This is a genomic window from Streptomyces sp. NPDC058534 (genome assembly GCF_042717365.1).
In the GTDB taxonomy this organism is placed as follows: domain Bacteria; phylum Actinomycetota; class Actinomycetes; order Streptomycetales; family Streptomycetaceae; genus Streptomyces.
In genome coordinates, this window is sequence record NZ_JBHXNW010000028.1 from 28964 (window position 1) to 54210 (window position 25247).

The window sequence follows — 25247 nt, forward strand, 5'->3', positions numbered from 1 at the left end:
AACGGTCCGCCGGGACAGCATCGAGACCGCATGAGACCGCATGGGGGTTACGCCATGGCCGCAAGGCCTCTCGTCGCGCGGCAGCCGAACGAACGACTGCAGGCGCTCATTCAGGAAGCGGGCTGCTCGAACGCGGGCCTCGCCCGCCGGGTCAACGTGTGCGGGGTCGAGCACGGTCTCGATCTCCGGTACGACAAGACCTCGGTGGCCCGCTGGCTGCGCGGACAGCAACCGCGGGGCCGGGCACCGGCGATCATCGCCGAGGCGCTCGGCCGCAAGCTCGGCCGCACGGTCACGATCGACGAGATCGGCATGGCCAACGGCAAGAACCTCGCGTCCGGCGTCGGCCTCCAGTTCTCGCCGACGGTACTGGGGGCCATCGAGCAGGTCTGCGAGCTGTGGCGCAGCGACGTGGGGCGGCGGGACTTCCTCTCCGGCTCGTCCGTCGCCGCCTCCGCGCTCGTCGAACCCAGCCGGGACTGGCTGATTTCCGCCCCCGACTCGCAGGTGTCGCGGTCGGCCGGGCCGCGGGTGGGGCAGTCCGACGTGGCGGCCGTGCGGGCGATGACGCAGGCGCTGGTGGACCTGGACCACCAGTACGGCAGCGGACACGTCCGGCCGGTGCTCGTGCACTACCTGAACAGCGTGGTCTCCGGGCTGCTGGCGGGCTCCTACCGGGAGGCGGTCGGGCGGGAACTGTTCGCCACGGTCGCCCGGTTGACCGAGCTGGCCGGATACATGGCCGTCGACACCGGCCAACCGGGCCTCGCCCAGCGGTACTACATCCAGTCGCTGCGGCTCGCGCAGGCGGCCGGCGACCGCGGCTACGGCGGCTACGTGCTGGCCGCGTCCATGAGCCACCTGGCCGCGCAGCTCGGAAACCCGCGCGAGATCGCGCAGTTGGCGCGGGCGGCACAGGAGGGCGCGCGCGGGCGGGTGACGCCCCGCGCGGAGTCGATGTTCCACGCCGCCGAGGCCCGCGGGCACGCGCTCCTGGGCGACGTACGGTCGGCCCACGAGGCGGCCGGGCGGGCGGTGGGCGCGATGGAGGCGGCCGATCCGGCGTCCGGCGACGACCCGGTCTGGATCGCGCACTTCGACGAGGCTTATCTCGCCGACGAGTTGGCGCACTGTCACCGCGATCTCGGGCAGGCCGACGCGGCGGCGCGGTACGCGCGGCAGTCCCTGGACGGCCACCCCGAGTCGCGGGCGCGCAGGCGGGCCATCGGTCATGTGCTGTTGGCCACGGCGCAGGTGCAGCAGCGCGAGATCGAACAGGCCTGCAACACCGCGACGAAGGCCGTGGAGATCCTGGAGACGCTGCGCTCGAACCGGGGCGCCGAGTACCTGGAGGATTTCCAGGCCCGGTTGGAGCCCTACCGGGAGGAAGCCGTGGTCAGGGAGTTCGGGGCGCGGCTGGATCTGCAGGCCGCCGCGTGAACGGACGGGCCGCGGTCGCGTGAACACGCGTGAAACTTCGGCGTGGTGATCGCGAAGGAGCATGAACAGCGTGCCGCAGCCCGGTTTTGTTACTGCCGTCACAGGGAAGGAGTTGACGCCCCGGGCGGCGTGGCAGTGGGCTCGGGGGACCCGGTAGCGTGAGCCGACGATTCCGAAGGTCCCCCATTCGTAGGAGTCCCGGTGACGCAGAGTGGACAGGGCGAGGAGCCCTCGGCGCGACAAGCGCACGAAGGCATCGTGCTGCCCTCGGACGGTGGCGAGCCCTTGCTGCCCGGCATGACCGGCGGCTCCGTCGTCCGGCCGGCCGGCCGACCCGTGCCCGCCTCGGCGCCACCCGGCGGCCAGGCGTGGGACCGGCCCTGGGGCCCCGAGCAGCAGAGCCCGCAATCCGGCCAGGGCTGGTCCACCCCGCCCGACGCCCAGCCCTGGGGCGCCCCGGAGACGGCGCAGCAGGCCCCCCAGCCGCCCGCGCGGCCCGCGGAGCCGCACGCCTGGCCGCCCGCACAGCCCGGACCGGCGCAGGCGCAGACGCACGGAGCCCTGCCGCCCCCGGCCGGCCCCGGTCCCGGTCCGCTCCCCCCGGAGGGCGCGCAGCCCCCGGCGTACGGCACACCGGCCGCCGGCCGGTCCTACGGCAACCAGTCCTACGGGGATCAGTCCTACGGCGCGCAGCCGCCGTACGCGCAGCCGCAGCCCCACCAGCAGCCTGAACCGCAGCCGCAGCCGCAGCCGCAGCCGCACCAGCAGCCGCAGCACCACCAGGGCCAGGCGTTCCCGCCGCTGCCGCCCGCCGACGAGGGCGCGACCCAGTTCATACCGCCGGTCGCCGCATCCGCCGACGAGGGCGCCACGCAGTACATACCGCACATACCGCCCGTGGGACCGGGGGCGCTGCCGCCGGAGAGACCCACGCAGTCGCAGGCCGAGTCGACGCAGTTCCTCGGCCGCGCACCGCAGTACCCCGCGCAGCCCGCGGCCGGGCACCAGCCCGCTCCCGCCGCCCACCCCGACGCCGAGGCCACGCAGTACATCGCGCCCGTGCCCGGCGGCCCCGCCGGTGCCCCCTACGGCGCCGCGCCCAGCGGTGACGAGGGCCGGCAGCCGCCCGCCGAGTTCGACAACCTCTTCCGCGGCGCCCCGGGCGCCGACGGCCCGGCCTCCGCCACGCAGCAGATGCCCCACTTCGACGAGCCGCAGCCGCACCACGCCGCCGGCCAGTCCATGTACGCCCCCCAGGGCCCGGGCGGCGGCGGTGGCGGTGGCAGGCGGCGCGGAAACGGCGACGGCGGTCGGGGCGGCGGCGGCTCACGCCTGCCGCTCATCGCGGCCGTCGGCGTGGTCATCGCCGTCGTCGGGGTCGGCGCCGGCGCGATGATGGCCGGCGGGGGAGGCGACGACGAGAAGAGCGAGAACCAGCCGGTCTCCGCCACGGCCCCGGCCTCCGAGTCCGCGTCGGCCTCCGCCCCGGCGTCCGCCGACCCGGTCCGGCAGCAGGCCGTGGAGCTGGACAAGCTGCTCGCCGAGAGCGGCACCGGCCGGACCACCGTGATCAACGCCGTCGGCGACGTGAAGTCCTGCGACAACCTGCCCAAGGCGGCCAAGGACCTGCGCGAGGCCGCCAAGCAGCGCACCGGACTGGTCGAGAGCCTCTCCAAGCTGTCCGTGGACAAGCTGCCCCGGCACACCGAGCTGACCACCGCCCTCAACAAGGCGTGGCAGGCCTCGGCGTCGGCCGACAACCACTACGCGGCCTGGGCCGACCAGACGGCCGGCAAGAAGGGCTGCAAGAAGGGCAAGGCCCGCACCACCAGCCATACGCAGGCCGGAAACCGGGCCAGTGGCACGGCGAGCAAGGAGAAGGCCACGGCCGCGGGGCTGTGGAACGCGATCGCCAAGCAGTACGGCCTGACGGAGCGCCGGCCGACCCAGCTGTGACCCGGCGGGCGGGCCGCGCCCGCGGCCCGCTCAGGTCACGTCGGCGTTCTGCAGGATGCGGGTGGTGTCCACGGCCCCCTGACGGGCCGAGACCAGGCGGCCCTCCCGCACCACCTGGAGCGTGACCTCGGCGTTGACCAGGCGCGGGAAGCCGACGGCGGCCAGTTTGTCGGCGAAGGTCCACTGGAGGGACGGAGTGAGCCCGCCCGTGCCGACCTTCAGCCCGCCGTCGAGGGCGCGCCTGACGGAGTTGGCGCTCACCTCGCCGTCGCCGAGCGACTCGACGACCTCGGCGAGCACGGTGTACGCGATCCAGGTGGTCTGCACCCCGGCGTCCGCCGCGTCGACGTCGTTGTCCCCGAACGCCTCCTCCTTGAGCACCTTCTTCATCCCGCTCCAGGCGGGGTCGCTCACCGACGGGTACCAGCCGGTGACGTACGCCCCCTCGTAGGGGCCGGACGGCCCGCCGCTCGCGTTGATCGTGCTCTGGTCGACGCTGCCGAGCACGGTCGCTGTACGTACCCCGGGGCGGTCCTCGCGGGCCCGGCGGAAGGAGTCCATGAAGGTGCCGGTGCGGTCCCCGAGGACGGGCACCACGCATCCCGGGTCCGCGGAGTCGGTGGCCGTCCGCTCCAGCGCCCGCTCGGACTGGCCGTCGTACTCCGTGGCGTCCTCCGGCGCCCGCTGGTCCTGCGCCCGCTCGTGCCCGCCCGAGGTCAGGCCCGAGTCGAGCAGCACCGGCAGCTGGTCGCCGGCGATCGTGTCGGGGCGGACCAGCGTGACCGGACCGCAGGCGCCGGAGAGTGCGCTGCCGAGGCCGGCCAGCAGTGCGGGCTGGCCTCCGTTGACCGGGTACGACAGCGGACTGGTGAACTCCGTGTTCGTGATGCCGTAGCCGCCGATGTACGGGATGCCGGCGCCCTCAAGGACGGGGAAGAACGAGTCGGCGTGCTGGCTGTAGGAGCCGACGACGGCGACCACGTTCTCCTTGACGGCGCGGCGCGCGCACTTCGCGGCGGTCACGCTGTCGTTGTGGTCGTTGCAGGTCAGCACGTTGAGCTTGCGGCCGTCGAGGCCGCCCCGGTCGTTGATCCAGCGGGCGTAGGCCTGGGCGAGGGCGGGCATGCCGGGCTTGTTGGTCGCGCCGGTGTCCTGCGGCGCCCAGGTCATCACGGTGATCGGATCGTCCCCGGAGCCCCCCGTGGCACCGGGGACGACCCCGCAGCCGGCGGCGAACGACGCGCACGCCACCAGCGCGCCCGCGGACAGGACGCCGGTGCGGGTGGCCCGGAAGCGGCGGCGGAGGCCGCCGGGGTGTGCGCTGCGGATGGGTCGCCTGCCGGTCATGTACCCGCACGATTCCGTCACGCGGCCAACCTGGAAGTGACCTGCGGTCAACGCGTGGTGACGCGGAGGTGAATTGCGGGGGCCGGTGGGGCGCGCGTGAAGAGGAACGTACGATCGATGACCGTGCAAGGTTCGGAGAAGTCTTCCCGTCGCGGCCGTCGCTCCTCCACCATGGGCGGCATGCCACTCAACGACATGCCGTGGTGGCGCTGGCGCAGTCAGGTGCGCTCCGCGCTGCACATGCTCTCCGCGCCCGCCTTCCAGCGGGACGTCTGGCTGGCCGGGGTCGACGGCTACGGCGACGTCACCGACGCGGTGTACCGGCTGGTGGAGGACACCTGGCTGGATCACTGGTCCGCCGAGAAGTACGTCGGCACGGTCTTCCGCGACTCGCAGGAGGCGGCGCTGGTCGACACCGCCGTGCTGCGGGTCCTGCGGATCATGCACCAGGTGGGGCCGGACGCGGCGGTGAACGCCTATCTCGACCACCCGGACTGGCCGGAGGCGGTACGGGCCGCGCGCGACGCGCACGTGCGGCTGGCCGCCAGTGACGGCGAGGACGCGGAGACGGAGCCGCGCTCGCTGGAGCTGCTGCAGATCATGACGCGGGCGGTCTGAGGCGGGCCGCCCGGCGGGACGGCGCGCGGGCCGGCGGGCCGGGTATGGGACCCTGTCCTGCATGAACGAGCAGTCCTCCGCCGCCGTCCCCTCGGCCGCCGGCCCGGCCGACCAGTACGTCCTCACCCTGTCCTGCCCCGACAAGCAGGGCATCGTGCACGCCGTGTCGAGCTACCTGTTCATGACCGGCTGCAACATCGAGGACAGCCAGCAGTTCGGCGACCACGACACGGGTCTGTTCTTCATGCGGGTCCACTTCTCGGCCGACGCCCCGGTGACCGTGGACAAGCTGCGCGCCAGCTTCACGGCGATCGGTGACGCCTTCCACATGGACTGGCAGATCCACCGGGCCGACGAGAAGATGCGCATCGTGCTCATGGTCAGCAGGTTCGGGCACTGTCTGAACGACCTGCTGTTCCGGGCGCGGATCGGGGCGCTGCCGGTGGAGATCGCGGCGGTGGTGTCCAATCACACCGACTTCGCGGAGTTGGTGGGGTCCTATGACATCCCCTTCCACCACATTCCCGTGACGAAGGACACCAAGACGGAGGCCGAGGCCCGGGTTCTGGAGATCGTGCGCGAGGAGAACGTCGAACTCGTCGTGCTGGCCCGTTACATGCAGGTCCTCTCCGACGACCTGTGCAAGCAGCTCAGCGGGCGGATCATCAACATCCACCACTCCTTCCTGCCGAGCTTCAAGGGCGCGAAGCCGTACCACCAGGCGCATGCGCGGGGCGTGAAGCTGATCGGCGCGACCGCGCACTATGTGACGGCCGACCTCGACGAGGGGCCGATCATCGAGCAGGAGGTCGAGCGGGTCGGCCACGATGTCACGCCGGACCAGTTGGTCGCGGTGGGGCGGGACGTGGAGTGCCAGGCGCTGGCGCGGGCCGTGAAGTGGCACGCGGAGCGGAGGATCCTCCTCAACGGCCGCCGGACGGTGGTCTTCGCCTAGCGGCTCGGGGGGTTCCGTTTCGTCGGCGGCCAGCGGGTAGTCCGTGGCTGGTCGCGCAGTTCCCCGCGCCCCTGGAGGTGCGTTCAGTGAGCGCAGTCAAGGGGCGCGGGGCTGTGTTGAATATGCGGCTCCGCCGCGTGGGCGCGAGCAACCACCCACGCACCCGTACCCGCCGACGCATCCGCACCCCCCCTACATCCTGCTCAAGCCAGCCGCAGCGAACAGCACGTCCCTGATCGCCTCACGATCCCCCAGTTGCCCCGCCGCCGCATCCGCCGGAGGCACGTGGCCCGCGGCCAGCCGGCAGAACTCCACGCCGTCCAGGGCGACATGGGCCACCTCGTGATCGGCGGAGCCCACCGCGCCGGGGGAGTCGAGCGGGATGAACCACTCACCGCCGCCCGAACCCTCGATCTCCAGCCGCAGGCTGCGCCCCGGCTCTCCCGCGGGCACCAGGTGCGGGCGGACGCCGGGCGTGGCCAGACCGGCCCGGCGGCGGGCCGCGAGGGCACCCGGCAGCATCCGGGCCGCGAGGTCGATCATGCGGTTGAGATGGCGCGCGGCGGGCGGCTCGTACGGATAGTCCACCGCCTCGGCGATGTCCTCCGCGTGGACCCAGCACTCGAACGCCCGGTCCAGCATCGCGTCCCGCAGGGGGAGGTCGAAGTCGCCGTACGAGACCGGCATCCCGCCCGCGTCCCCGGTGAACGACACGGTCCGTACGATGCCGTGGCTCTGCTCCCGCCAGGGCGCCCGCACCAGGCGGGTGGGCGGGTAGTGCGAGGCCCGCCAGTACGCCTCGGTGCGGGCGGCCGGCGCGCGGCTGGGCGCGGTGATGTCGCCCATCGGGTCGGCGAGGCCCAGGGTGGCGGCGACCGTGCCGTCCACCGTCAGCAGGTGGGCGAGGACCCCGGCGACGGTGGTGCGGCGGCTCGCGGGGCCGTCGGCCTCGAACCAGCGCAGCCGGACCGGCGTGTGCCAGTCGGCGTCCCCGATGTCCTGGAGCAGCGCGTCCAGCCGTGCGGTCTCGGCGTCGTACGGGGTCGCCCACTCGGGCACCGGGATACGCGGCGGGCGCCGCTCCAGGCAGCCGTCCAGGACGCGGGTGCGCAGGGCGGGGTCCAGATCGAGGCTCTCGGGGCGCTGGAGCAGCGTGACGGCCTCGCGCAGACGCAGGGCCTCGTCGGCACAGGCGGCGCAGTCCCCGATGTGCTCCTCGACGGCCGCCGCCTCCTCGGGCGAGCAGGCGGCCAGTGCCCACGCCCCGAGCAGCGACGTCAGCACGTGATGCTCCAGCACGACCGCCGCCACGTCGGGCAACGTCCGCCCACCGTCCTCGACGGAGACCCGGGGCAACGGTATCCGCGGCCCCCGGCCATCTCCTCCACCGGAACCACCGGGCACGCCGGCCCCACCGACTCCGGCAGAACCACCGGGGTCGCCGGGCTCGCCGGGCCGGGCGGGGCCGCCGGGGTCGCTGGGGCCACCGGCACCGCCGAGGTCACCGCGCCCCCCGGTGCCGTCCGCGCCGTCGGACGTGCCCGCGGGGGCGTCCTCGTCGTTCTCGTCGTGGGCCGTCATGCCGCACCCCCGTATCCCGGCGGAGCCCCGGGCGGCTGTGGGGCGGTGGTCGCGTTGCGGGCGGTGGACAGGAGCTGGAGGCCCAGGCGCAGGCGGCGGCGGGCCTCGTCCTCCGTGACGCCGAGGTCGGCGGCGGTCTGGCGGTAGTCGCGGCGCTGGAAGTAGGCCAGCTCCAGGGCGGCGCGCAGCGGGGCCGGCATGGACTGGACGATGTAGTCGGCGCGGGCGGCGACCGAGGCGTGGCGCACCTTGGTCTCCAGTTCCTCGGCGGTGCCCGGACCGCCGCGGGCGAGGGCCGCCGTCTCGGTGGCCCGCAGCCGCTGGACGGCGAAACGGTGCGTGAGCGTGGCGACCCAGGTGCGCAGCGGCCCCTGTCGGGGGTCGTAGGCGTCGGGATGCTCCCAGACGTGGGCGAAGACGTCGCGCGTGATGCGGTCGGCGGCCCGCTCGTCGTCGAGCACGCGGTGTGCCAGACCGTGCACGAGCGAGGCGAACCGGTCGTACAGCTCGCCCAGGGCGGCGGCCTCGCCGCGGGCGAGTCGCTGCTGCATCTTGCGGTCCCAGCGCATCGGTACGTCCCTCTTCGCCATGCGGCCCTCCACCCCCTGTTCCTTCCGCCGTCCAGCCTGCGGCCGTTCCCTCCCCGAATGTAGTCGGCACGTCCGACAGCGCACGCCCCTTTGTGGCAATGTGCGCCCCCGGCCCGCCACGGGTGGTAAGGGGTTCTACTACCCTCTATCGCGCGACCGAATTCGATCGAATTCGATCGAACAGGATCGAAACAGTCGTAAACAAGCCTCTTCTGATCGGGCCCCGTTTCCGGTCGGGTGTTTGCGGGAACGGCCGCTGGGCAGGCGCGCGGCCAAGAAGCGTAGGCATGGCCTCCGTTTCGGGTGAATCCAGACGATCCGGCGAATGAAGGGCATGGTGGTGACGTTCAATGTGACCGGCGGCGAGCAGGGCCAGTGGGCCGTGCTCCAGGTGTCGGGCGAACTGGATCTGGTGACGTCACCGGTGCTGCGGCAGCGTGTGCACGACGAGGTCGCCGAGGGGCGGCACAGCCTTGTCCTGGACCTTTCCGAGGTCCTGTTCTGCGACTCCAGCGGCGTCGGGGTGCTCATCGCCTCCCGGCGGCTCATCCGCTCCTGCCAGGGCCGGCTGCGCCTGATACTGCCGGCCCAGGGAGCCGCCGACGGCTCCCACGTCAACCGCGTCCTCGGCGCGCTGGGAGTACGCCGGCTCTTCGACTGCCACCCCGACCTCGCCTCGGCGACCGGGGACGAGCCGCGACCCCTGTCCGCGTAAGTCGTGCCCGCGGCGGCGCCCGGCGTCGTACGCTCCGGGCGAGACGCACCAGACACCGACGTGAGGCGGCCGGAAGAACCATGGTCAACAGCGAGTACGAACGCAGGATCGCCGCGCGGTTCAGCATCTTCGACCAGGACGGCAACGGGTACATCGACCGTTCCGACTTCAGCGGGGCGGCCAAGGCCCTGCTCGGCGAGTTCGGCGTCGCCGCCCGGTCCGACAAGGGGCAGGCCCTGTACGGCGGCGCGGAGGCCCTCTGGCAGGGGCTCGCGGGCATCGCCGACCGGGACGGCGACCAGCGCATCACCCGTGAGGAGTTCGTCAGCGGTGCGGTCAAGCGCCTGCGGGACAGGCCGGAGCGGTTCGCCGAGATCGCCCGCCCCTTCCTGCACGCCGCGCTGTACGTCGCCGACGCCGACGGCGACGGGTCCGCCACCGTCGCGGAGACCGCGCGCCTGCTCACCGCCCTCGGCGTGCCCGAGGACGCCGCCCGGCAGGTCGCCGGCGGCCTCGACACCGACGGCGACGACAAGGTGGGCGAGGCGGAGATCGTCCCGGCCTTCGCCCAGTACTTCACCGTGCCCGAGTAGCAGCGGATGTCGCGGATCGTGGCGGCGTGGTGTCACTGAGCGTTGATACCGGGTTGTGTCCGCCGCGTCACCCGTCACGGCCCGGAGTCGGTGCCACGCTCCGGTACCTTGTGTGGGATGCGAGTGGTCGCGAGCGCCAGCCGTGCCGGAGCAGCCCCAGGGGCGGCTCCGGAAGCGGCGGTGCGCGCCTTGCCCCGCAGGGTGGAAAGACCGTCGGCCGCCGCCTGTTCGACTCCCCGGAACGCGCGTCGCACAGTATGCCGCACGGGTACTCCTTCGCGCTGGAATATGCCCGAAGCGCTTGTTGGGGTGACTGTACGTCAACCATGCTGTCCCACAACGGAATCACGGGCCGTGATCCCGTCCCCGGCCGTTGATCTGGCCATGCTGAGAATGGCTACGATCGTGGCCCACGTGAGGCGCGAGCCTTTGTGTCCGCCGGTTCGGATGGTGTGAGCGGTGCAGATGCTTCAAGTGCAGCTGGAGGTCCGGCCCGACCCGTCGGAAGTGGGACGTGCCCGGCGGTGGGCGCGCTCACGGCTCGCCGGGTCGGCGATACGGGCCGACGAGTCACTCGCCGAGACGCTGGTCCTGCTCGTCTCCGAGCTGGTCACCAACGCCGTGGTGCACACGGGCCGTTCGGCCGTGCTGCGGCTGGTGCTGCCGGAGGCCGGGCCGGGGGAGTCGGGGGAGTCGGGGGATCCGGGGGAGTCGGGGAAGCCCGAGGAGACCACCGTCCGTCTCGAAGTGGACGACGCCAGCGACCTTGCCCCGGTGCCCCGTTGTGTGGACGACGAGGCGACGGGCGGCCGGGGCCTCGCCCTCGTCGACGGGCTCGCCGACCGGTGGGGCTGGAGCCGGGAGGGCACCGGCAAGCGCATCTGGTGCGAACTGGACCGCTGCGCCGAGCGCGAGGACCCCGCACCGGCGTGCGGGAGCGGCGACGGCGCGGTGGCGTACGAGGGATTCGCGTACGAGGTCGTGTAGTGGCCGACGGTGACGCCGCTGTGCGCCGGGCGTGCTTCCGTGCGCGTCCCCGACGAACATGGACGCAAAGGATGAAACACCCCTCGCCGGTTGACGGATCGTGACCGTTTCCTCACGCTTGTAGACAACGATTCGCCGCGAGGGGACGACGAGGGCCCGGTGACGGGGCCCTCGGCGAGTGTGGGTCGTGATTCGGCGGCGGTTCCCCCGGGGGCGACGGGAGCCGGGCGGGAGCGCCGGAGTCGGGTGGCGGCGCGCGATGCCGTGCTCGGGGCGACAGCGCCGCGCCGCCGGCCGACATATCTGAGTACGCCCGCCCGCGGGCGCCGCTCATTCTCCACAGGCTGTGGACAACTCCGCCCGGAAGGTCCGCCGGTACCCGGTGGGCGTGACCCCCAGTGCCGCCTGGAGGTGCTGCCGCATCGACTGGGCCGTGCCGAACCCCGAGTCCCGGGCCACCTGGTCGACGGAGAGGGCGCTGGACTCCAGCAGGTGCCGAGCCCGTTCCACCCGCTGCCGGGTGAGCCACTGGCCCGGACTGACGCCGACCTCCTCGCGGAAGCGGCGGGTGAAGGTGCGTACCGACATCGACTCCTGGGCGGCCATGTCCCGCAGCTGGATCGGCTCGTCGAGGCGGCCGAGCGCCCAGGCGCGGGCACCGGTCGTGGAGGACTGCTGCGGATCGGGCACCGGCCGCTCGATGTACTGCGCCTGCCCGCCGTCCCGGTGCGGCGGTACGACGGTGCGGCGGGCCACCTCGTTGGCGACGGCCGTGCCGTGGTCCCGGCGCACGATGTGTACGCACAGGTCGATGCCGGCCGCGACCCCGGCCGAGGTGAGCACGTCGCCGTCGTCGACGAACAGCACGTCCGCGTCCACCCTGATCTGCGGGAACAGCCGCTGGAAGTGCTCGGCGGAGGACCAGTGCGTGGTCGCCGGACGGCCGTCCAGGTACCCGGCGGCGGCCAGCACGAACCCGCCGGTGCAGATCGCGACGAGCCGGGTGCGGGGCCGGATCAGCGCCAGCGCGGTGGCCAGCTCCCCGGTCAGCACCCCGTCGTCGTAGACCGGGCCCAGTTCGTAGGAGGCGGGGACGACGACCGTGTCGGCGGTGGCCAGCGCCTCGGGGCCGTTCCCGACCAGGATCGCGAAGTCGGCGTCCGTCTCGACCGGGCCCGGCGGCCGGACCGAGCAGGTCACCACCTCGTACAGCGGGCGCCTCAGCTCGTCGCGGGCGAGGCCGAAGATGCGCTGCGCGATGCCCAGCTCGAAGGGGAGCAGTCCGTCGAGGGCCAGGACGACGACACGGTGCGGGCGGGGAGGGCTGTCGGGCGTCATGGCCTGATCCTAGCGAACACTGTCCTCCGGGCCACTCGCTCGAGCGGTTCCGCTGCCCGAAGCTCGATGACGTGACCCAGACAACCGACGCCGCCGCAGCATCCGTACACCGGCCGGAGCCCGCCGGGCCGCGCCGCCGCCCGCGCATCCACCGTGCCTGGTGGGTCGCCGCCGTCACCTTCGTGACGATCATCGGTGCCGCCGCCTTCCGCTCCCTGCCCGGCATCCTCGTCGACCCGCTCCAGGACGACTTCGGCTGGTCACGGGGCACGATCGGCGCCGCCGTCTCCGTCAACCTCGCGCTCTACGGGCTGACCGCCCCCTTCGCCGCCGCGCTGATGGACCGCTTCGGCATCCGGCGGGTGGTCGCCGTCGCCCTCGCCGTGATCGCGCTCGGCTCCGGACTGACGGTGTGGATGGACTCCGCCTGGCAGCTCATCCTCTGCTGGGGTCTGCTGGTCGGTCTCGGCTCCGGCTCGATGGCGCTGGCCTTCGCCGCCACCGTCACCAACCGCTGGTTCACCGAGCGGCGCGGCCTGGTCACCGGCGTCCTCACCGCCGCCTCCGCCTCCGGACAGCTGGTCTTCCTGCCGCTGCTGTCCTGGATCGTCGAGACGTACGACTGGCGCCCGGCGGCCGTCACCGTCGCCCTCGCCGCGCTCGCCGTCATCCCCTTCGTCTGGCTGCTCCTCCACGACCACCCGGCCGACGTCGGCCAGAAGCCGTACGGCGCCGAGGAGTTCGTACCCAAGCCCGCCCCCGTCCACGGCGCCGCCCGCCGCGCGGTCACGGTGCTGTTCTCCGCCGTCCGCACCGGGCCCTTCTGGCTCCTCGCCGGGACCTTCGCGATCTGCGGCGCCTCGACCAACGGCCTGATCCAGACCCACTTCATCCCCGCTGCCCACGACCAGCACATGCCGGTGACGACCGCCGCCTCGCTGCTCGCCGTGATCGGCGTGTTCGACGTCGTCGGCACGATCGCCTCCGGCTGGTTCACCGACCGCTTCGAACCGCGCCGCCTGCTCGCCGTCTACTACGCCCTGCGCGGAGTCTCCCTCCTCTTCCTCCCCATCCTGCTGGCGCCCAGCGTCCACCCCCCGATGATCTTCTTCATCGTCTTCTACGGCCTCGACTGGGTCGCCACCGTCCCGCCCACCCTGGCCCTGTGCCGCGAGCACTACGGCGAGGACAGCGCGATCGTCTTCGGCTGGGTCCTCGCCTCCCACCAGGTCGGCGCCGCCCTCGTCGCCTTCCTCGGCGGCGTCGCCCGCGACCGCTTCGGCTCCTACGACGTGGTCTGGATCGCCTCCGGCGCCCTGTGCGCGGCGGCGGCCCTGATGGCCCTGGTGATCCGGCGGCGACCGGTGACGCCCGCGCTCTCAGCCGGGAAGGCGTGAGACCCGGGCGCCCTCGTGCTTCGTGACCGCCTTGGCTATGCGGGCGGCGTCGAGGGACAGTTCGCGGAGCATGCCGCTGATGGGGTTGGTGAAGCCGGTGAAGTACAGCCCGGGGGCGGCGGGCGGGGTGTGGCCGCCCCGCACGACCGGTCTGCCGCGGCCGTCGAGGACGTCGAGGTGGCCGACCAGGCCCTCCAGGCCGCGGAGATAGCCGGTGGCCGCGATCACCGCGTCCGGGGCGAGGCGGGTGCCGTCGGCCAGCAGGACCTTGCCGTCCTCGAAGCCGTCCATCGCGGCGACGACCTCCACCCGGCCGGCGCGCACCGCGTCGATCAGACCCACGTCCTGGACCGGCACCGCGCCCTCGGCCGCCCTGGTCAGCAGGCCCGTGTCGGGGCGGGGCAGTCCGTGTGCCGACAGGTCGGGCACGCTGACCCGGGCCAGCGGACGGGCCATCCGGTCGACCAGACCGGCCGGCAGCCGCCGGACGAGGACGCCGTTGTACTGGGCGGGCCAGCCGGCGGTGGAGCGGCGCACGATGTGGGGCACCGTGCGCACCGAGAGCCGGACCCGGGAGGCGCCGCCCTCCACCAGGTCGACGGCGATCTCAGCGCCCGTGTTGCCGACGCCGACGACCAGGACGTCCCGGCCCGCGTACGGGGCCGCGTGGCGGTACTCGGCGGCGTGCCGGAACTCGCCGGTGTACGTGTCCCGGCCGGGCCAGTCCGGTACGCGCGGGGTGTGGTTGTAGCCGGTGGCGACCACGACCGCGGAGCCGGTCAGCTCACGGCCTCCGGAGGCGTGCAGCAGCCAGCCGCCGCCGGGCGCGCGCTCGACGCGGAAGACCTCGACGCCGGTGACGATCTCCAGCTGGTGGTACTCGACGTACTTCTCCAGATACCGCACCACGTCGTCCCGGGACACCCACCGCCCGAACCGGCGCGGCATCGCGAGGCCGGGCAGCGCGGACAGCCGGCGGGTGGTGTGCAGCCGCAGCCGGTCGTAGTGGCGCCGCCACGAGTCGCCGACGTGGACGGCGCGCTCCAGGACGACCGCCCGCAGGCCGCGGGCGCGCAGCGCCTGGGCGACGGCGAGGCCGCCGGGACCGGCGCCGATGACGTACAAGGGGCGGTCCGCGGGGTGTGCGGGCTGCGGTTCAGCGGACGCTGTGGAGTCGGCCATGCGGCGAGCGTAATCGCGCTCCGGGTTGATGGGTCTCGGTCAAGACCGGAATCGGTTGCGGATCGGTCACGACCGGCGCGGGTCGGCTTCAATGGCCGGATGGCCCACACACGTACGCACGCCCTCGACCCCGCCCCGACCGAACCCCGCGGACACGGTCTGCGCCTGCGCTCCTGGGACCCCGACGCCGACGCGGAGGCGTGGCTGCGCGGCTTCCTGGACCCCGAGTTCCAGCGCTGGAACACACCGCTCAAGCTGTGGACCGACCTCGCCGGGGCCCGCGAGTCGCTGCGTGGCCGGGCCCGGGACGAGGCCGACGGCAGGTCGGTGTCGTTCCGTGTCACGGACGACGACACCGGAACGACGCTGGGGCACATGGGCGTCAACGAGATCAGCCGGCCGATGAAGGTGGCCCGGGTCGGCTACTGGGTGCTCCCCGAGGCCCGCGGCCGGGGCGTTGCCGGCCGCGCCCTGCTGCTCGCCTCGCGCTGGGCCTTCGCGGAACTCGGCCTGCACCGCCTGGAACTGGGCCACGCGGTCGGCCACGACGCCTCCTGCCGCATCGCCGAGAAGTGCGGCTACCCCGGCGAGGGCACGCTGCGCGAGGCCATGTTCCAGACCGGCCGTCACGACCGCTTCCGCGACGTACACCTCCACGCCCGTATCGCGACGGACGCGGAACCGCCGGCACCGGCGGCACGCTGACGTGCGCGGGGTCGCCATGCTGGGCGCCGCTCCCTGCCCGCCCCTCACGGCCACAGCAGCTGCCGATGCCAGTCGGCGTCGCTCTCCATCCGTCGGTAGGCGAGGCGGACGTGGCGGCGGTGGGGTTCGCCCTGGAAGAACTCCACCTCGTCCGGGCGCAGGTGGTACAGGGTCCAGGTCGGGGCAGGCGCCGTCGGTTCGCGGGCGGCGCGCTGCCAGGCCGCCTCCGAGGCGCGGGTCAGTTCGTCCGGCGAGTCCAGCTCCGCGCTCTGCCTGCCGGTGAGCGCCGCGGCCAGCGCGCCCGTCGACCGTGCGTGCAGGTCGGCCATGGCCTCCTCGGCCGGAGCCGCGGCGACCGGGCCGCGCACCCGCACCTGGCGGCCCAGCACCGGCCAGTAGAAGACGAGCGCGGCATACGGGCGTCCGGCCAGCTGACGGCCCTTGCGGCTGTCGGCGTGCGTGGCGAAGGACCAGCCGCCCGCGTCCGCGCCGTGCAGCATCACGATGCGCGCGTCGGGCAGCCCGTCGGCGTCGGCCGTCGCCAGCGACACGGTGTGCGGCTCGGTCTGCCCGGCGGCCACCGCCTCCGCGAACCAGCGCGTGAACAGGTCCACCGGGTTGCCGGGGGCGCCGGCCGGGTCGAAGGGCGGCAGCTCGGTGACCGCGGGGTCCCACACCCGCAGCGACCTCAGCAGCTCGTGGACGCTCTTCACACCGAGCCGAGGTCGGAGGAGACCCAGCGCTCGGGCCGCATCCGCACGATGACCTGCTCGCCGTGGTTCGCCGTGGCGAAGGCGACGTACCCGTCGACCTTCTCGGCGGGGAGGTAGCGGGCGGAGATCTCCCGCAGGTTCTCCTCCGTGGCGGGAACTGTTTCGACGACCGGCCCCTCCACGGACACGTACCGGATGGTGGGCTCCAGCCGGTCGACCATCAGCGAGAACCGGCCCGCGGCGCGGATCCGCTGGTTCTTGCGGCTGTCGAGGCCGGTCATGATCCACACGTCGCTGCCGGGTTCGTACTGGTACCAGATCGGCACGGTCAGCGGAGCGCGGCCGGCTTCCGCGTCGACCGCGAGCGCGGCGATGTGCGGTTCGGCCAGGAACTTCTCACGCTCTTCGCGGGACAGGGCCATCGTGGTCTCCTCCAGCAGGTACGGGCGTCGGTGCTGAGCACAACACCGGCTGGGTGCACGGCTGTTCCCCGATCCTGGCCGTCGCGGGGCCGAACTTCGAGGCGTCGGTTCGTCGTGTCGGTGCGGCCTGGGGCGGAGGGCGCCTGGCGCGGGACACGGTCGCCGAGTTCGGGCGGGCGGTCGGCGGGCGGGGCTGGTGAGATGGTGCCGGAGGCGCGGCGGAGCGGTGGAGCTGACGGGCGTGGTATCTGGAGTACTGCCCGGCGGACTACTTCGTGGGCTTCTTGCCGGTGACGCCCAGGTACATCAACAGGGCGAGATTCGGCTTGAGTTCCGCCTGCTTGACGCCCCAGGAGGAGAAGCCCTTCTGGTGGGAGGCGACGGCCGCGAGCATCACGACCAAGGATCCCGCGATCGCCGCGGGGTTCACGTCCTTGTCGACCTTGCCCTTGGCCTGGAGGTCGGCGACGGAGTCCGCGAGGGAGGAGTTCACCGAGTTGAGGATCTTCATACGGATCTTGGAGAAACGTTTATCCCCTTCGGCCGCACCGAGATCGATGACGCGGAGAATCGCGTCGTTCTTCCGCCAGAACTCCATGAATCCGTCGACGAGTTCCTGTGCCGTCTGCCAGCCGGCCTTGCCGACCCACGAACGGCCCGCCGTCAGCCCGGCCAGCGAAGCGCTCTCGGCGGCCATGGTCTCGGCGATCTCCAGAACGGCGCCCTCGACGTCCGGGAAGTACTGGTAGAAGGTCGCGGGCGAGGTGCCGGCCTTGCGGGCGACATCGATGACTTTGACATCGCGATAGGGGGAGGAGCTGAGCATTTCGCTGAGGCAGTCGAGCAGTTTCTGCCGGGTCGCCTGCCCACGTCGACCGGCCACGCGGCCGTCGACGGTACGCACTTGTCCTGTCATGCCGTCAGCTTACCGACGGGCGATCCGAGCGCGATTCGGCCGACTGCAAATGGGGTGCGAGGGCCCGAGCGGCCCTTTGAGTGGAGTGAGTGGAGAGATGCTGGTGCGCCTGGTCTGCGCGGTGCGGGCGACGCGGCTACTTTGACGGCATGGCTGAAAACGGGGCATCCGAGAAGAGGGCGACCGCCCGTCCGTCCGACCGTCCGGAGGGCACCCCCTGCTGGGTGGAGGCACAGCTCTCCGACGTCGAGGCGGGCAGGCGGTTCTACGGCGAGCTGTTCGGCTGGACCTTCGAGGAGACGACGGAGTCCCTGCGGGCGTCCCTGGACGGTGAGCCGGTCGCCGGGCTGGTCCGCAAGACGGACGGCCGGATGCCCACCGTGTGGACCGTGTACTTCCACACCCCGGACGCCCGCGCGCTCGCCGGGCGGATCCGGGCGGCCGGCGGTCAGATCGTCACCCCGCCCTACGAGGTCGGTGACCTGGGCACCAGCGCGCTCGCCGCCGACCCCGAGGGTGCCGTCTTCGCGCTCTGGGAGCCGGGCGGCCACCCCGGCTTCGGGCGCCGGCACGAGCCCGGCACCTTCGCCTGGGCCGAGCTGTACGCCCGCGACACCGACGCCGCGAACGCCTTCTACGGCGACCTGTTCCACGACGCCCTCTTCGGCCCGGACGCCGACCCCGACTTCGGCCGCGCCCCGGTCGCCGGCGTCTTCCCCGCCGAGATGCCGCCGCACTTCCTCGTCCACTTCCTGGTCCGGGACGTCGAGGCCGCCCTCGGGACGGTGGCCCGGCTCGGCGGCCGGGTGCGGGTCCCGCCCTTCGAGACGTCGTACGGACGGGCGGCGGTGGTCTCGGACGGCCAGGGGGCGTCGTTCGCGCTGCTCCAGCGCTGAACCGGCGCCGGGCAGCGGAGTCCCGGCGCCCGGGATGCGGCGAGACACCCCGATTGTCCCCAGGTTCGCCACCAGCGGCTCGGACAGGAAGAATCAGGGTGCGTGGCGCCACGCAGGTGCGGTGGTGAGACGCTGCACTTCGGTCGCGTACATAAGTGGGTGGCGCGGCCCGTACGGGGAGGTGGCAGGCAAGTGGTGGATCAGCTGATGCAGCACGATCCGCGGCGGATCGGGCCGTTCGAGGTGCTGGGCCGGCTCGGCGCCGGCGGCATGGGGCTGGTCTTTCTCGCGCGCTCGGCGTCCGGGCGGCGGGTGGCGATCAAGACGGTGCGCACGGAACTGGCGGAGGACCAGCTGTTCCGCGTCCGCTTCACGCGCGAGGTGGAGGCGGCCCGCGCGGTCTCGGGCTTCTACACGGCGGCCGTGGTCGACGCCGACCCGCGCGCCGCGGTGCCGTGGCTGGCCACGGCGTACGTCCCCGCGCCTTCCCTCGAGGAGATAGTGAACGAGTGCGGGCCGCTCCCGGCCCAGGCGGTGCGCTGGCTGGCGGCGGGCGTCGCGGAGGCGCTCCAGTCGATCCACGGCGCGGGCCTGGTCCACCGCGACCTGAAGCCCTCCAACGTCCTCGTCGTCGAGGACGGCCCCCGCGTGATCGACTTCGGCATCGCGTCCGGCGTCTCGAACACCCGTCTGACCATGACGAACGTCGCGGTCGGCACCCCCGCCTACATGTCCCCCGAGCAGGCGAAGGACTCCCGCAGCGTCACCGGCGCCAGCGACGTGTTCTCGCTCGGCTCGATGCTGGTCTTCGCCGCCACCGGGCACCCGCCCTTCCACGGGGCCAACCCGGTCGAGACCGTCTTCATGCTGCTGCGCGAGGGCCCCGACCTCGAAGGACTCCCGGACGAGCTGCGCCCGCTGATCGAGTCCTGCATGCAGATGGAGGCCACCGGCCGCCCCAACCCCGCCGACCTCCAGTCCCAGCTCGCCCCGCACCTCTTCGGCTCCGGCTCCGACGACAGCGGTACGGCGTCGGCGTGGCTGCCCGAGCGTGCGGTCAGCCTGATCGAGGGCCGCCGGGGCGGCCGCCCGGCGCTCAGGCCCGCCCCGTCCGGCGGACGCGGCCCGGGCCCGTCCGGCGCCCGCCCCGCCGTCCCGGCGCCCCAGCTGCCGCCGCCGCCCGCGCACGACCCCGTCGTACCGGCGCCGTCCCCGCGCGGACCGGCCGTCCCCGCGCCCGTCGGCGCGCCCGACGCCGGACCGGTCCGGCTGGCCGGCGCTGCCGTGCCCATCGGGCCCGGCCCGCGCGTCGCCGACATGCGCGCCGCCGCCGTCGCGGCACCCCCGCCGGAGTCCGCCCTCACCGCGTCCTGGTCCCGGGTGCGCCCCGGCGTCAACGGCGCCGACCCCGCGCTGCCGGCCGCCCCGCCCGTGCCCAGCGCGCCGCCCGAGGCGTCACCGGCCGGCTGGCGCCCCTGGCGCTTCCGCATGTCCAACGACGTCTGGGGCACCCCCCGCGTCGCCGGGGACCTCGTCTACGTCACCTCCTTCGAGGTGCACGCCCTGGACGTGGCCACCGGACGCCGCCGCTTCAAGACCCGGGACGTCGCCTGGTCCATGGCGGTCGCGGACGGACGTATCCACGCCTCCGACGGCCCGACCCTGTTCGCCCTCGACGCCCGCGAGGGCGGCGACCTCTGGCGCGTCCAGACCGACGCCTGGGTGTACTCCCTCCAGGCCGACCGCGGCACCGTCGTCACCGCAACCCGCGGCGGTGGCGTCCAGGGCTGGGAGGCCTCCGGCGGCCAGAAGCTGTGGGAGATCACCGGCGCCCAGACCGACTTCGAGTCCCCGGAGGCCGGCGCCGCCCTCCACGACGGCACGGTGTACGTCTGGCAGGACGCCCGGCTGCGCGCCCTGGACGCGCGTACCGGCGACGAGAGATGGTCGTACCCCATCGGCGACGCGGCCTCCTGCGGCGGCGTACCGGTCCGGGTCACCCAGGCACCCGACGGATACGTCTACGTCGCGGCCGGCACCCGGGTCCTCGCCCTGGAGGTCGCCTCCGGCCACGTCCGCTGGCACTTCGAGGCCCCCGCGGTCTTCCTCGCCCCGCCCGCCTTCGTCCCCGGCCCCGCGGTGACCGGCGGCGGCGTCTACCTCGCCGACTACCTCGGCACGGTCTACGCCCTCGACGCCACCGACGGCCGCGACCGCTGGCGCATCGCGACGGAGGCCCGCTCCTCGACCGACCCGGTCCTGGTCGCCGCGGGCCACGTCCACGTGGGCAGCGGCAAGGGCCTCTACACGCTGGACGCGGTCACGGGCACCCCCAAGTGGCGCTTCCAGGCGGGCGGCGACATCGTGGGCGCCCCCGCGGTCGCCGAGGGCCGCATCCACTTCGGCTCCACGGACCACCTCCTCTACACCCTCAAGGCCGACGACGGCCGCCTCCGCTGGAAGCTCGCGACCGGCGGCGAGATCACCGGCCCCCCGGTCGTCCGCGACGGCATCGTCTACGCCTGCAGCAAGGACCGCTGCGTGTACGCCCTCGACGCGGAGAAGGGCACGGGGACGGCCCGGACCACCTGAGCCGGGGGCACGCTCAGGCCGGCTTGCGCCAGACGGAGACGTGCTTGTCGGAGTCCTGGGTGAACGGCGACCCGTCCCAGTCCGCGACGCGGCGCTCCAGCTCCATGCCGGCCAGCCGGGCCATCAGGTCCAGCTCGGCCGGCCAGGCGTACCGGTGCCGGGAGTTGTCGCGGCGGTAGTGGCCGCCGTCGATGTCGTCGTCGCGGGTGAAGTGGTTCGAGACGAGGATCTGCTCGACCAGGTCGAAGGTGTCGAAACCGAGATGCCGGTCGGACACGTCGAACGGCACCGCGACCTGGCCCGGCGGCAGGCGCCGCAGCGGCGGCACGCCCAGCTCGATGACGAACCGGCCGCCGGGGCGCAGATGGCGTGCGGCGTTGCGGAAGCACTCGACCTGCTCGTCCTGGGTGAGCAGGTTCGTGATCGTGTTGTAGACGAGGTAGACCAGGGCGAACTCGCCGGGGACGACGGTCTTGGCCATGTCCCCGAGGGTCACCGGGAGGGTGTCCTCGTCGGTCTTCCGCCGCAGTACGGCGGCCATGTGCTCGGACAGTTCGATGCCGGCGACCGGCACGCCGCGTTCCCTGAGCGGGACGCCCACGCGGCCGGTTCCGATGGCGAACTCCAGGGCCCGGCCGTCTCCGGCGAGCCCGGCGAGGAAGTCGAGAGTCGGTGCGAGGACGGCGGCCGAGGAGTTCTCGGCCTCCTCGGCGTCGTAGCGGTCGGCGGTCGCACGGGTCCACAGCTCACTGCTCGTCACGGGCGGCCACTCTGCCGGGTCGCGGCGCGCGCTGTCGACGCATTAAAACGACCACGACCGCGGCGGCTCCCCTCCGCGCCGCCGCGGCCGATCCCCGTGCGGGAAGAAGGTCTACTTGCCGTCCCGGTCCAGGGCGGGCGGGGTGGGCATCGCGTTGTCCATCGTCGTGATGGTGTCCTGGGCGGGCTCACTGGGCATGGCGTTGTCCTGCGTGGTGACGGTCTCGTCGTTCGCCGGCGGCGTGGGCATCGCGTTGTCCTGCGTAGTGACCTTCGCGTCCTGCTTCTTGTCGCTCATGTCTTCATTCCTTTGCTGCGAGGTCGGAAAGAGAGCAACGCCCGCCCGGAAGCTCCCCCGAGGGCCGCCGGACGGGCATTCGGAGCCGCACGATACTTCCCGGGCTCCCAGCCACCCCGTCTGCCCCCCGACGCGACGGTGTGACAGGAACGAGCGTGACGGAGGGCGATAAACGAATGCTGAACGGCCCTGTTACCTGCCTCAGGCTGCTGTCGCGGGCTCCAGCAGCGCTCGTACGGCGTCCGCCTCCGGAGAACCGTTGGCCTCGTAGAGGTGGAGGGCCTCCTGCCAGCACGCCTTCGCCCGGTCTGCCTGTCCGAGTCCGGAGAGTGAACGTCCCAGCAGTGTCAGGACGTTCCCCCGCATTCGGTCACCGCCGATGCATCCCAGCGCCAGTGCCTGCTCGGAGTGCTGTGCCGCCTGCGCGGGACGACGGGCGGCCAAGTGCACCTCGGCCATACGGAAGTTGGTCGTTCCCTGCCACAAGCGCTGTCGGTGGGCCTCGAAGATTCCCAGGGCGTCGGAGAACTGGTGCAGAGCCTCGCTGTGGCGGTCGGCCTTCGTCAGTGCGATACCCAGCGTGAAGTGCCCGTTGGCGAGACGCATGGTCCGGCCGATGTCGAGCTGCGCGGTCAGCCCGCGATGCGCGATGGCCACTGCCTTCGCGGTGTTGCCCATGCCCAGATGCGCGCGGGAGAGGTTGCACAGACTGAGCGCTTCGCCGGCACGGTTGTCGGCTGCCCGGTACCCCTCGATGGCCTGCTCCAGGAAGCCTCGTCCGTCCGCGTACCGGCCCTGGTGCAGCGAGATGAGCCCCCGGTCGTTGGCGACCCAGCTGACCGCGGTGGTGTCCTGCGCGGATTCCGCCAGCGACATGGCCTGCTCCGCCTGTTCGGAGGCTTGCTGGATGCGGCCGGAGACCAGGAGGACATTGGTGAGCGTGGTCCGGGCCCGGCCCTCGGCGTGTGCGTCCCCTGCGGCTTCGGTGGCGCCGCACATCGCGTGCGCAGTCGTCTCGTACTGGTGAGAGTTCGCGCCGGACTCCGCCAGGTCCTTGGCCGCCCAGAGCAGGTCCACCGCTCGCCGCAGCCTGTCCGTTCCGGCCGCCTGCCGCACACAGGCAAGCAACGGCGCCGCCTCGCTGTACAACCAGTCCAGGGCCGCCGAACCCTCGGTGAACGTCAGCCCCGGGTGCACCGTCCGCTCCAGACCGTCCACCAGCCGATCCCCGGGCCGCTCGATCGCGTAGACCCCCGCCGCCGTCGCCAGATAGAAGTCCAGCAACCGCGACAACGCCGCGCCCCGCTCGCTCGGCGGATGCTCGTCCCGTTCCGCGCAGGCACGCGCGTAGAGGCGGACCAGGTCGTGGAAGCGGTAGCGGCCCGGGGCCGCCGATTCCAGGAGGGACGTGTCGACCAGGGACTCCAGGAGGTCCTCCGTGGCCTCCACGGGAAGGTCCAGCACCGCCGCCGCGGCCGCCAAGGAGATGTCCGGGCCGTCGGCCAGGCCGAGGAGGCGGAAGGCGCGGGCCTGGGCGCGCTCCAGCTGGCCGTAGCCCAGCTCGAAGGTGGCCTTGACCGCCAGGTCACCGGCCTGGAGTTCGTCCAGCCGGCGACGCTCGTCCGCCAGCTTCGCCGCGAGGACCGAGACCGTCCAGGTGCGGCGGGCCGCGAGCCGGGACGCCGCGATACGGATCGCCAGCGGCAGGAAGCCGCACGCGCCGACCACGTCCAGCGCCGCCTCCCGCTCCGAGGCCACCCGTTCCTCGCCCACGATCTTCGTGAAGAGGGCCAGCGCCTCCTCGGGAGACATCACGTCCAGGTCGACCAGCTGCGCCCCGGCGAGGTCCACCATCCGCACCCGCGCTGTCACCAGCGCCGCGCAGCCGTCCGTGCCGGGCAGCAGGGGGCGTACCTGCGCGGCGTCACGGGCGTTGTCGAGGAGGACGAGGACGCGGCGGCCGTCCAGGACGGAGCGGTAGAGGGCGGCGCGCTCCTCCAGGGAGTCCGGGATGGCCGAGTCGGCCGTGCCGAGGGCGCGGAGGAACGAGCCCAGCACCGTCTCCGGCTCCGCCGCCCGCGCGCCCGCGCCCTGGAGGTCGACGTACAGCTGCCCGTCCGGGAAGGCGGCCCGCGCCCGGTGGGCGACATGCACGGCGAGGGTGGTCTTGCCCACGCCGCCGATGCCCGCCAGCGCGGAGACCGCCATCACTCGGCCGGAGTTCCCGCTCCCGTCCCCGGACGCCGAGGCCAGTACGTCGCTCAGCTCGCGCACGAAGGCCGCCCGGCCCGTGAAGTCGGGCACCGTCGCCGGGAGTTGCGCAGGGCGTACCGGGGACGACGCCGTCTCCGCGGCCGGTGCCGACGGTTCGGCGAGGCCGGGATCGGCCTGGAGGATGCGCTGCTGGAGCTCCTGGAGGCCGGGACGGGGATCGACGCCGAGCTCGTCGGCGAGCAGGCGCCGCGTGTCCGCGTAGACCGCGAGGGCCTCCGCCTGGCGACCGCTGCGGTACAGGGCCAGCATCAGCAGCTCGCGCAGGCGTTCGCGCAGGGGGTGCGCCGCCGTGAGCGCCGTCAGCTCCGAGACCGCCTCCGCGTGGCAGCCCTGCTCAAGGTCCATGTCCAGGCAGGTTTCGAGGAGTTGCAGCCGCCACTCCTCCAGGCGGACGCGCTGCGCCTCCGCGTAGGGCCCCGGAACGCCCGCCAGCACCTCGCCGTCCCACAGCGCCAGCGCGCCGCGCAGGGCGTCACGGGCGTGGCACAGGTCCCCCGCGGTCCGCGCCTTCTCGGCCCCGGTGGCCAGGTCCTGGGCCCCCGCGAGGTCCAGCGCCCCGTCGGCGAGACCCCGCACGGCGTACCCGCCGGACTCGCTCACCAGGACCCCGGGGTCCAGGATCTTCCGCAGCCGGGACGCGTACGTCCGCACCGCCGCCAGCGCCTGCGACGGCGGTTCCTCGCCCCACAGGGCGTCGATCAGCTCGGCCGCCGTCGCCGTACGCCCCTCGCGGAGCAGCAGCGCGGCCAGCAGCGCGCGCTGCTGGGGGGAGCCGGTGGCCAGCGCCTGCTCGCCGCGCCAGGCGCGCACCGGTCCGAGCACGCCGAAGCGGAGCGCGGCCGACCCGTCCGGTTCCGCCGGGGTTCCAGGACGCCGCTGCTCCGGAACCCGCGGTCCACCGTCCATGCCGTCCCCCTAGACATCCTGAGCAACCACGCCAGTTTGCCTTGTTCATGCCGACTACGTCAGCTGT

22 protein-coding genes are annotated in these 25247 nt (G+C 73.3%); 11 read left to right on the forward strand and 11 right to left on the reverse strand.

The window, feature by feature from the left end; translation table 11 throughout:
- Positions 1 to 54 precede the first annotated feature (54 nt).
- Together ACFWR9_RS18805 and ACFWR9_RS18810 are read left to right on the forward strand one after the other, a co-directional pair.
- Positions 55 to 1440, forward strand: coding sequence for a transcriptional regulator (locus tag ACFWR9_RS18805; RefSeq protein ID WP_383843142.1), 1386 nt, complete (start codon positions 55 to 57; stop codon positions 1438 to 1440).
- 201 nt (positions 1441 to 1641) lie between these two features.
- Positions 1642 to 3396, forward strand: a complete 1755-nt coding sequence (locus ACFWR9_RS18810) for a hypothetical protein (RefSeq protein ID WP_383843145.1) — start codon at positions 1642 to 1644, stop codon at positions 3394 to 3396.
- A gap of 30 nt (positions 3397 to 3426) precedes the next feature.
- On the opposite strand, the gene ACFWR9_RS18815 is transcribed toward ACFWR9_RS18810, so the two are convergent.
- Positions 3427 to 4743 (reverse strand): ABC transporter substrate-binding protein, encoded by a 1317-nt coding sequence (locus tag ACFWR9_RS18815; protein ID WP_383843148.1) that lies wholly within the window; start codon positions 4741 to 4743, stop codon positions 3427 to 3429.
- 117 nt (positions 4744 to 4860) lie between these two features.
- Here ACFWR9_RS18815 and ACFWR9_RS18820 point away from each other — a divergent pair, with 117 nt between their 5' ends.
- The gene (locus ACFWR9_RS18820; protein WP_383843150.1) at positions 4861 to 5361 is read left to right on the forward strand and encodes a hypothetical protein; all 501 of its coding nucleotides are present in this window, start codon (positions 4861 to 4863) and stop codon (positions 5359 to 5361) included.
- Positions 5362 to 5422: 61 nt separating this feature from the next.
- Positions 5423 to 6316, forward strand: a complete 894-nt coding sequence (purU, locus tag ACFWR9_RS18825; RefSeq protein WP_383843153.1) for a formyltetrahydrofolate deformylase — start codon at positions 5423 to 5425, stop codon at positions 6314 to 6316.
- 192 nt (positions 6317 to 6508) lie between these two features.
- Here purU and ACFWR9_RS18830 read toward each other — a convergent pair whose 3' ends face one another.
- Both ACFWR9_RS18830 and ACFWR9_RS18835 read right to left on the reverse strand, forming a co-directional pair.
- Complete coding sequence (locus tag ACFWR9_RS18830; protein ID WP_383843156.1) at positions 6509 to 7897, reverse strand: maleylpyruvate isomerase N-terminal domain-containing protein; 1389 nt, start codon at positions 7895 to 7897, stop codon at positions 6509 to 6511.
- Positions 7894 to 8487, reverse strand: coding sequence for a sigma-70 family RNA polymerase sigma factor (locus ACFWR9_RS18835; RefSeq protein WP_383843159.1), 594 nt, complete (start codon positions 8485 to 8487; stop codon positions 7894 to 7896). Before ACFWR9_RS18835 ends, ACFWR9_RS18830 begins: the two co-directional genes overlap by 4 nt.
- A gap of 334 nt (positions 8488 to 8821) precedes the next feature.
- Between ACFWR9_RS18835 and ACFWR9_RS18840 the strand changes: the two genes are divergently transcribed.
- From ACFWR9_RS18840 to ACFWR9_RS18850, 3 genes are all read left to right on the forward strand, one after another.
- Entirely contained in the window at positions 8822 to 9202 is a 381-nt protein-coding gene (locus ACFWR9_RS18840) for an STAS domain-containing protein (protein WP_122619774.1), read from the forward strand.
- Positions 9203 to 9282: 80 nt separating this feature from the next.
- The gene (locus ACFWR9_RS18845) at positions 9283 to 9795 is read left to right on the forward strand and encodes an EF-hand domain-containing protein (protein ID WP_383843162.1); all 513 of its coding nucleotides are present in this window, start codon (positions 9283 to 9285) and stop codon (positions 9793 to 9795) included.
- A gap of 474 nt (positions 9796 to 10269) precedes the next feature.
- The gene (locus tag ACFWR9_RS18850; RefSeq protein WP_383843301.1) at positions 10270 to 10782 is read left to right on the forward strand and encodes an ATP-binding protein; all 513 of its coding nucleotides are present in this window, start codon (positions 10270 to 10272) and stop codon (positions 10780 to 10782) included.
- A 330-nt stretch (positions 10783 to 11112) separates the two neighbouring features.
- Here the strand turns inward: ACFWR9_RS18850 and ACFWR9_RS18855 are convergent, their stop codons facing one another.
- Positions 11113 to 12120, reverse strand: a complete 1008-nt coding sequence (locus ACFWR9_RS18855) for a GlxA family transcriptional regulator (RefSeq protein WP_383843164.1) — start codon at positions 12118 to 12120, stop codon at positions 11113 to 11115.
- A gap of 71 nt (positions 12121 to 12191) precedes the next feature.
- On the opposite strand from ACFWR9_RS18855, the gene ACFWR9_RS18860 reads away from it, so the two are divergent.
- Entirely contained in the window at positions 12192 to 13517 is a 1326-nt protein-coding gene (locus tag ACFWR9_RS18860) for an MFS transporter (RefSeq protein ID WP_383843167.1), read from the forward strand.
- On the opposite strand, the gene ACFWR9_RS18865 is transcribed toward ACFWR9_RS18860, so the two are convergent.
- Positions 13500 to 14699, reverse strand: coding sequence for a flavin-containing monooxygenase (locus ACFWR9_RS18865; protein WP_383843169.1), 1200 nt, complete (start codon positions 14697 to 14699; stop codon positions 13500 to 13502). The genes ACFWR9_RS18860 and ACFWR9_RS18865 overlap by 18 nt on opposite strands.
- Before the next feature lie 99 nt (positions 14700 to 14798).
- Between ACFWR9_RS18865 and ACFWR9_RS18870 the strand changes: the two genes are divergently transcribed.
- Positions 14799 to 15404: a GNAT family N-acetyltransferase gene (locus ACFWR9_RS18870; protein WP_383843172.1), complete on the forward strand. Its 606-nt coding sequence runs from the start codon at positions 14799 to 14801 to the stop codon at positions 15402 to 15404.
- 44 nt (positions 15405 to 15448) lie between these two features.
- Here ACFWR9_RS18870 and ACFWR9_RS18875 read toward each other — a convergent pair whose 3' ends face one another.
- The 3 genes from ACFWR9_RS18875 to ACFWR9_RS18885 all read right to left on the reverse strand — a co-directional run bounded on the left by ACFWR9_RS18875 (position 15449) and on the right by ACFWR9_RS18885 (position 17455).
- Positions 15449 to 16117 (reverse strand): pyridoxal 5'-phosphate synthase, encoded by a 669-nt coding sequence (locus ACFWR9_RS18875; protein ID WP_383843174.1) that lies wholly within the window; start codon positions 16115 to 16117, stop codon positions 15449 to 15451.
- Positions 16114 to 16539, reverse strand: coding sequence for a pyridoxamine 5'-phosphate oxidase family protein (locus tag ACFWR9_RS18880; protein ID WP_383843177.1), 426 nt, complete (start codon positions 16537 to 16539; stop codon positions 16114 to 16116). The genes ACFWR9_RS18875 and ACFWR9_RS18880 overlap by 4 nt, the downstream gene beginning before the upstream one ends.
- A 268-nt stretch (positions 16540 to 16807) precedes the next feature.
- Positions 16808 to 17455, reverse strand: a complete 648-nt coding sequence (locus ACFWR9_RS18885) for a TetR family transcriptional regulator (RefSeq protein WP_352156069.1) — start codon at positions 17453 to 17455, stop codon at positions 16808 to 16810.
- Positions 17456 to 17604: 149 nt separating this feature from the next.
- Between ACFWR9_RS18885 and ACFWR9_RS18890 the strand changes: the two genes are divergently transcribed.
- Together ACFWR9_RS18890 and ACFWR9_RS18895 are read left to right on the forward strand one after the other, a co-directional pair.
- On the forward strand, positions 17605 to 18351 hold the full coding sequence (locus tag ACFWR9_RS18890) for a VOC family protein (RefSeq protein WP_383843180.1): 747 nt from the start codon (positions 17605 to 17607) through the stop codon (positions 18349 to 18351).
- A gap of 192 nt (positions 18352 to 18543) precedes the next feature.
- Positions 18544 to 20943 carry a PQQ-binding-like beta-propeller repeat protein gene (locus ACFWR9_RS18895; RefSeq protein ID WP_383843182.1) on the forward strand — a complete coding sequence of 800 codons (2400 nt, stop codon included), beginning with the start codon at positions 18544 to 18546 and terminating at the stop codon, positions 20941 to 20943.
- 13 nt (positions 20944 to 20956) lie between these two features.
- On the opposite strand, the gene ACFWR9_RS18900 is transcribed toward ACFWR9_RS18895, so the two are convergent.
- The 3 genes from ACFWR9_RS18900 to ACFWR9_RS18910 all read right to left on the reverse strand — a co-directional run bounded on the left by ACFWR9_RS18900 (position 20957) and on the right by ACFWR9_RS18910 (position 25180).
- The gene (locus ACFWR9_RS18900; RefSeq protein ID WP_383843185.1) at positions 20957 to 21703 is read right to left on the reverse strand and encodes a class I SAM-dependent DNA methyltransferase; all 747 of its coding nucleotides are present in this window, start codon (positions 21701 to 21703) and stop codon (positions 20957 to 20959) included.
- A 111-nt stretch (positions 21704 to 21814) separates the two neighbouring features.
- Positions 21815 to 22000, reverse strand: a complete 186-nt coding sequence (locus tag ACFWR9_RS18905) for a hypothetical protein (protein WP_383843187.1) — start codon at positions 21998 to 22000, stop codon at positions 21815 to 21817.
- Positions 22001 to 22201: 201 nt separating this feature from the next.
- The gene (locus tag ACFWR9_RS18910) at positions 22202 to 25180 is read right to left on the reverse strand and encodes a BTAD domain-containing putative transcriptional regulator (protein ID WP_383843190.1); all 2979 of its coding nucleotides are present in this window, start codon (positions 25178 to 25180) and stop codon (positions 22202 to 22204) included.
- Positions 25181 to 25247 lie beyond the last annotated feature (67 nt).

Bases quoted from the DNA above. Each gene is read 5' to 3' on its own strand.
- purU (WP_383843153.1), top strand. From the start codon at position 5,423: ATGAACGAGCAGTCCTCCGCCGCCGTCCCCTCGGCCGCCGGCCCGGCC.
- ACFWR9_RS18830 (WP_383843156.1), bottom strand. From the start codon at position 7,897: ATGACGGCCCACGACGAGAACGACGAGGACGCCCCCGCGGGCACGTCC.
- ACFWR9_RS18870 (WP_383843172.1), top strand. From the start codon at position 14,799: ATGGCCCACACACGTACGCACGCCCTCGACCCCGCCCCGACCGAACCC.
- ACFWR9_RS18885 (WP_352156069.1), bottom strand. From the start codon at position 17,455: ATGACAGGACAAGTGCGTACCGTCGACGGCCGCGTGGCCGGTCGACGT.
- ACFWR9_RS18880 (WP_383843177.1), bottom strand. From the start codon at position 16,539: ATGGCCCTGTCCCGCGAAGAGCGTGAGAAGTTCCTGGCCGAACCGCAC.
- ACFWR9_RS18815 (WP_383843148.1), bottom strand. From the start codon at position 4,743: ATGACCGGCAGGCGACCCATCCGCAGCGCACACCCCGGCGGCCTCCGC.
- ACFWR9_RS18845 (WP_383843162.1), top strand. From the start codon at position 9,283: ATGGTCAACAGCGAGTACGAACGCAGGATCGCCGCGCGGTTCAGCATC.
- ACFWR9_RS18910 (WP_383843190.1), bottom strand. From the start codon at position 25,180: ATGGACGGTGGACCGCGGGTTCCGGAGCAGCGGCGTCCTGGAACCCCG.
- ACFWR9_RS18835 (WP_383843159.1), bottom strand. From the start codon at position 8,487: ATGGCGAAGAGGGACGTACCGATGCGCTGGGACCGCAAGATGCAGCAG.
- ACFWR9_RS18890 (WP_383843180.1), top strand. From the start codon at position 17,605: ATGGCTGAAAACGGGGCATCCGAGAAGAGGGCGACCGCCCGTCCGTCC.
- ACFWR9_RS18855 (WP_383843164.1), bottom strand. From the start codon at position 12,120: ATGACGCCCGACAGCCCTCCCCGCCCGCACCGTGTCGTCGTCCTGGCC.
- ACFWR9_RS18820 (WP_383843150.1), top strand. From the start codon at position 4,861: ATGACCGTGCAAGGTTCGGAGAAGTCTTCCCGTCGCGGCCGTCGCTCC.
- ACFWR9_RS18865 (WP_383843169.1), bottom strand. From the start codon at position 14,699: ATGGCCGACTCCACAGCGTCCGCTGAACCGCAGCCCGCACACCCCGCG.
- ACFWR9_RS18905 (WP_383843187.1), bottom strand. From the start codon at position 22,000: ATGAGCGACAAGAAGCAGGACGCGAAGGTCACTACGCAGGACAACGCG.
- ACFWR9_RS18840 (WP_122619774.1), top strand. From the start codon at position 8,822: ATGGTGGTGACGTTCAATGTGACCGGCGGCGAGCAGGGCCAGTGGGCC.
- ACFWR9_RS18805 (WP_383843142.1), top strand. From the start codon at position 55: ATGGCCGCAAGGCCTCTCGTCGCGCGGCAGCCGAACGAACGACTGCAG.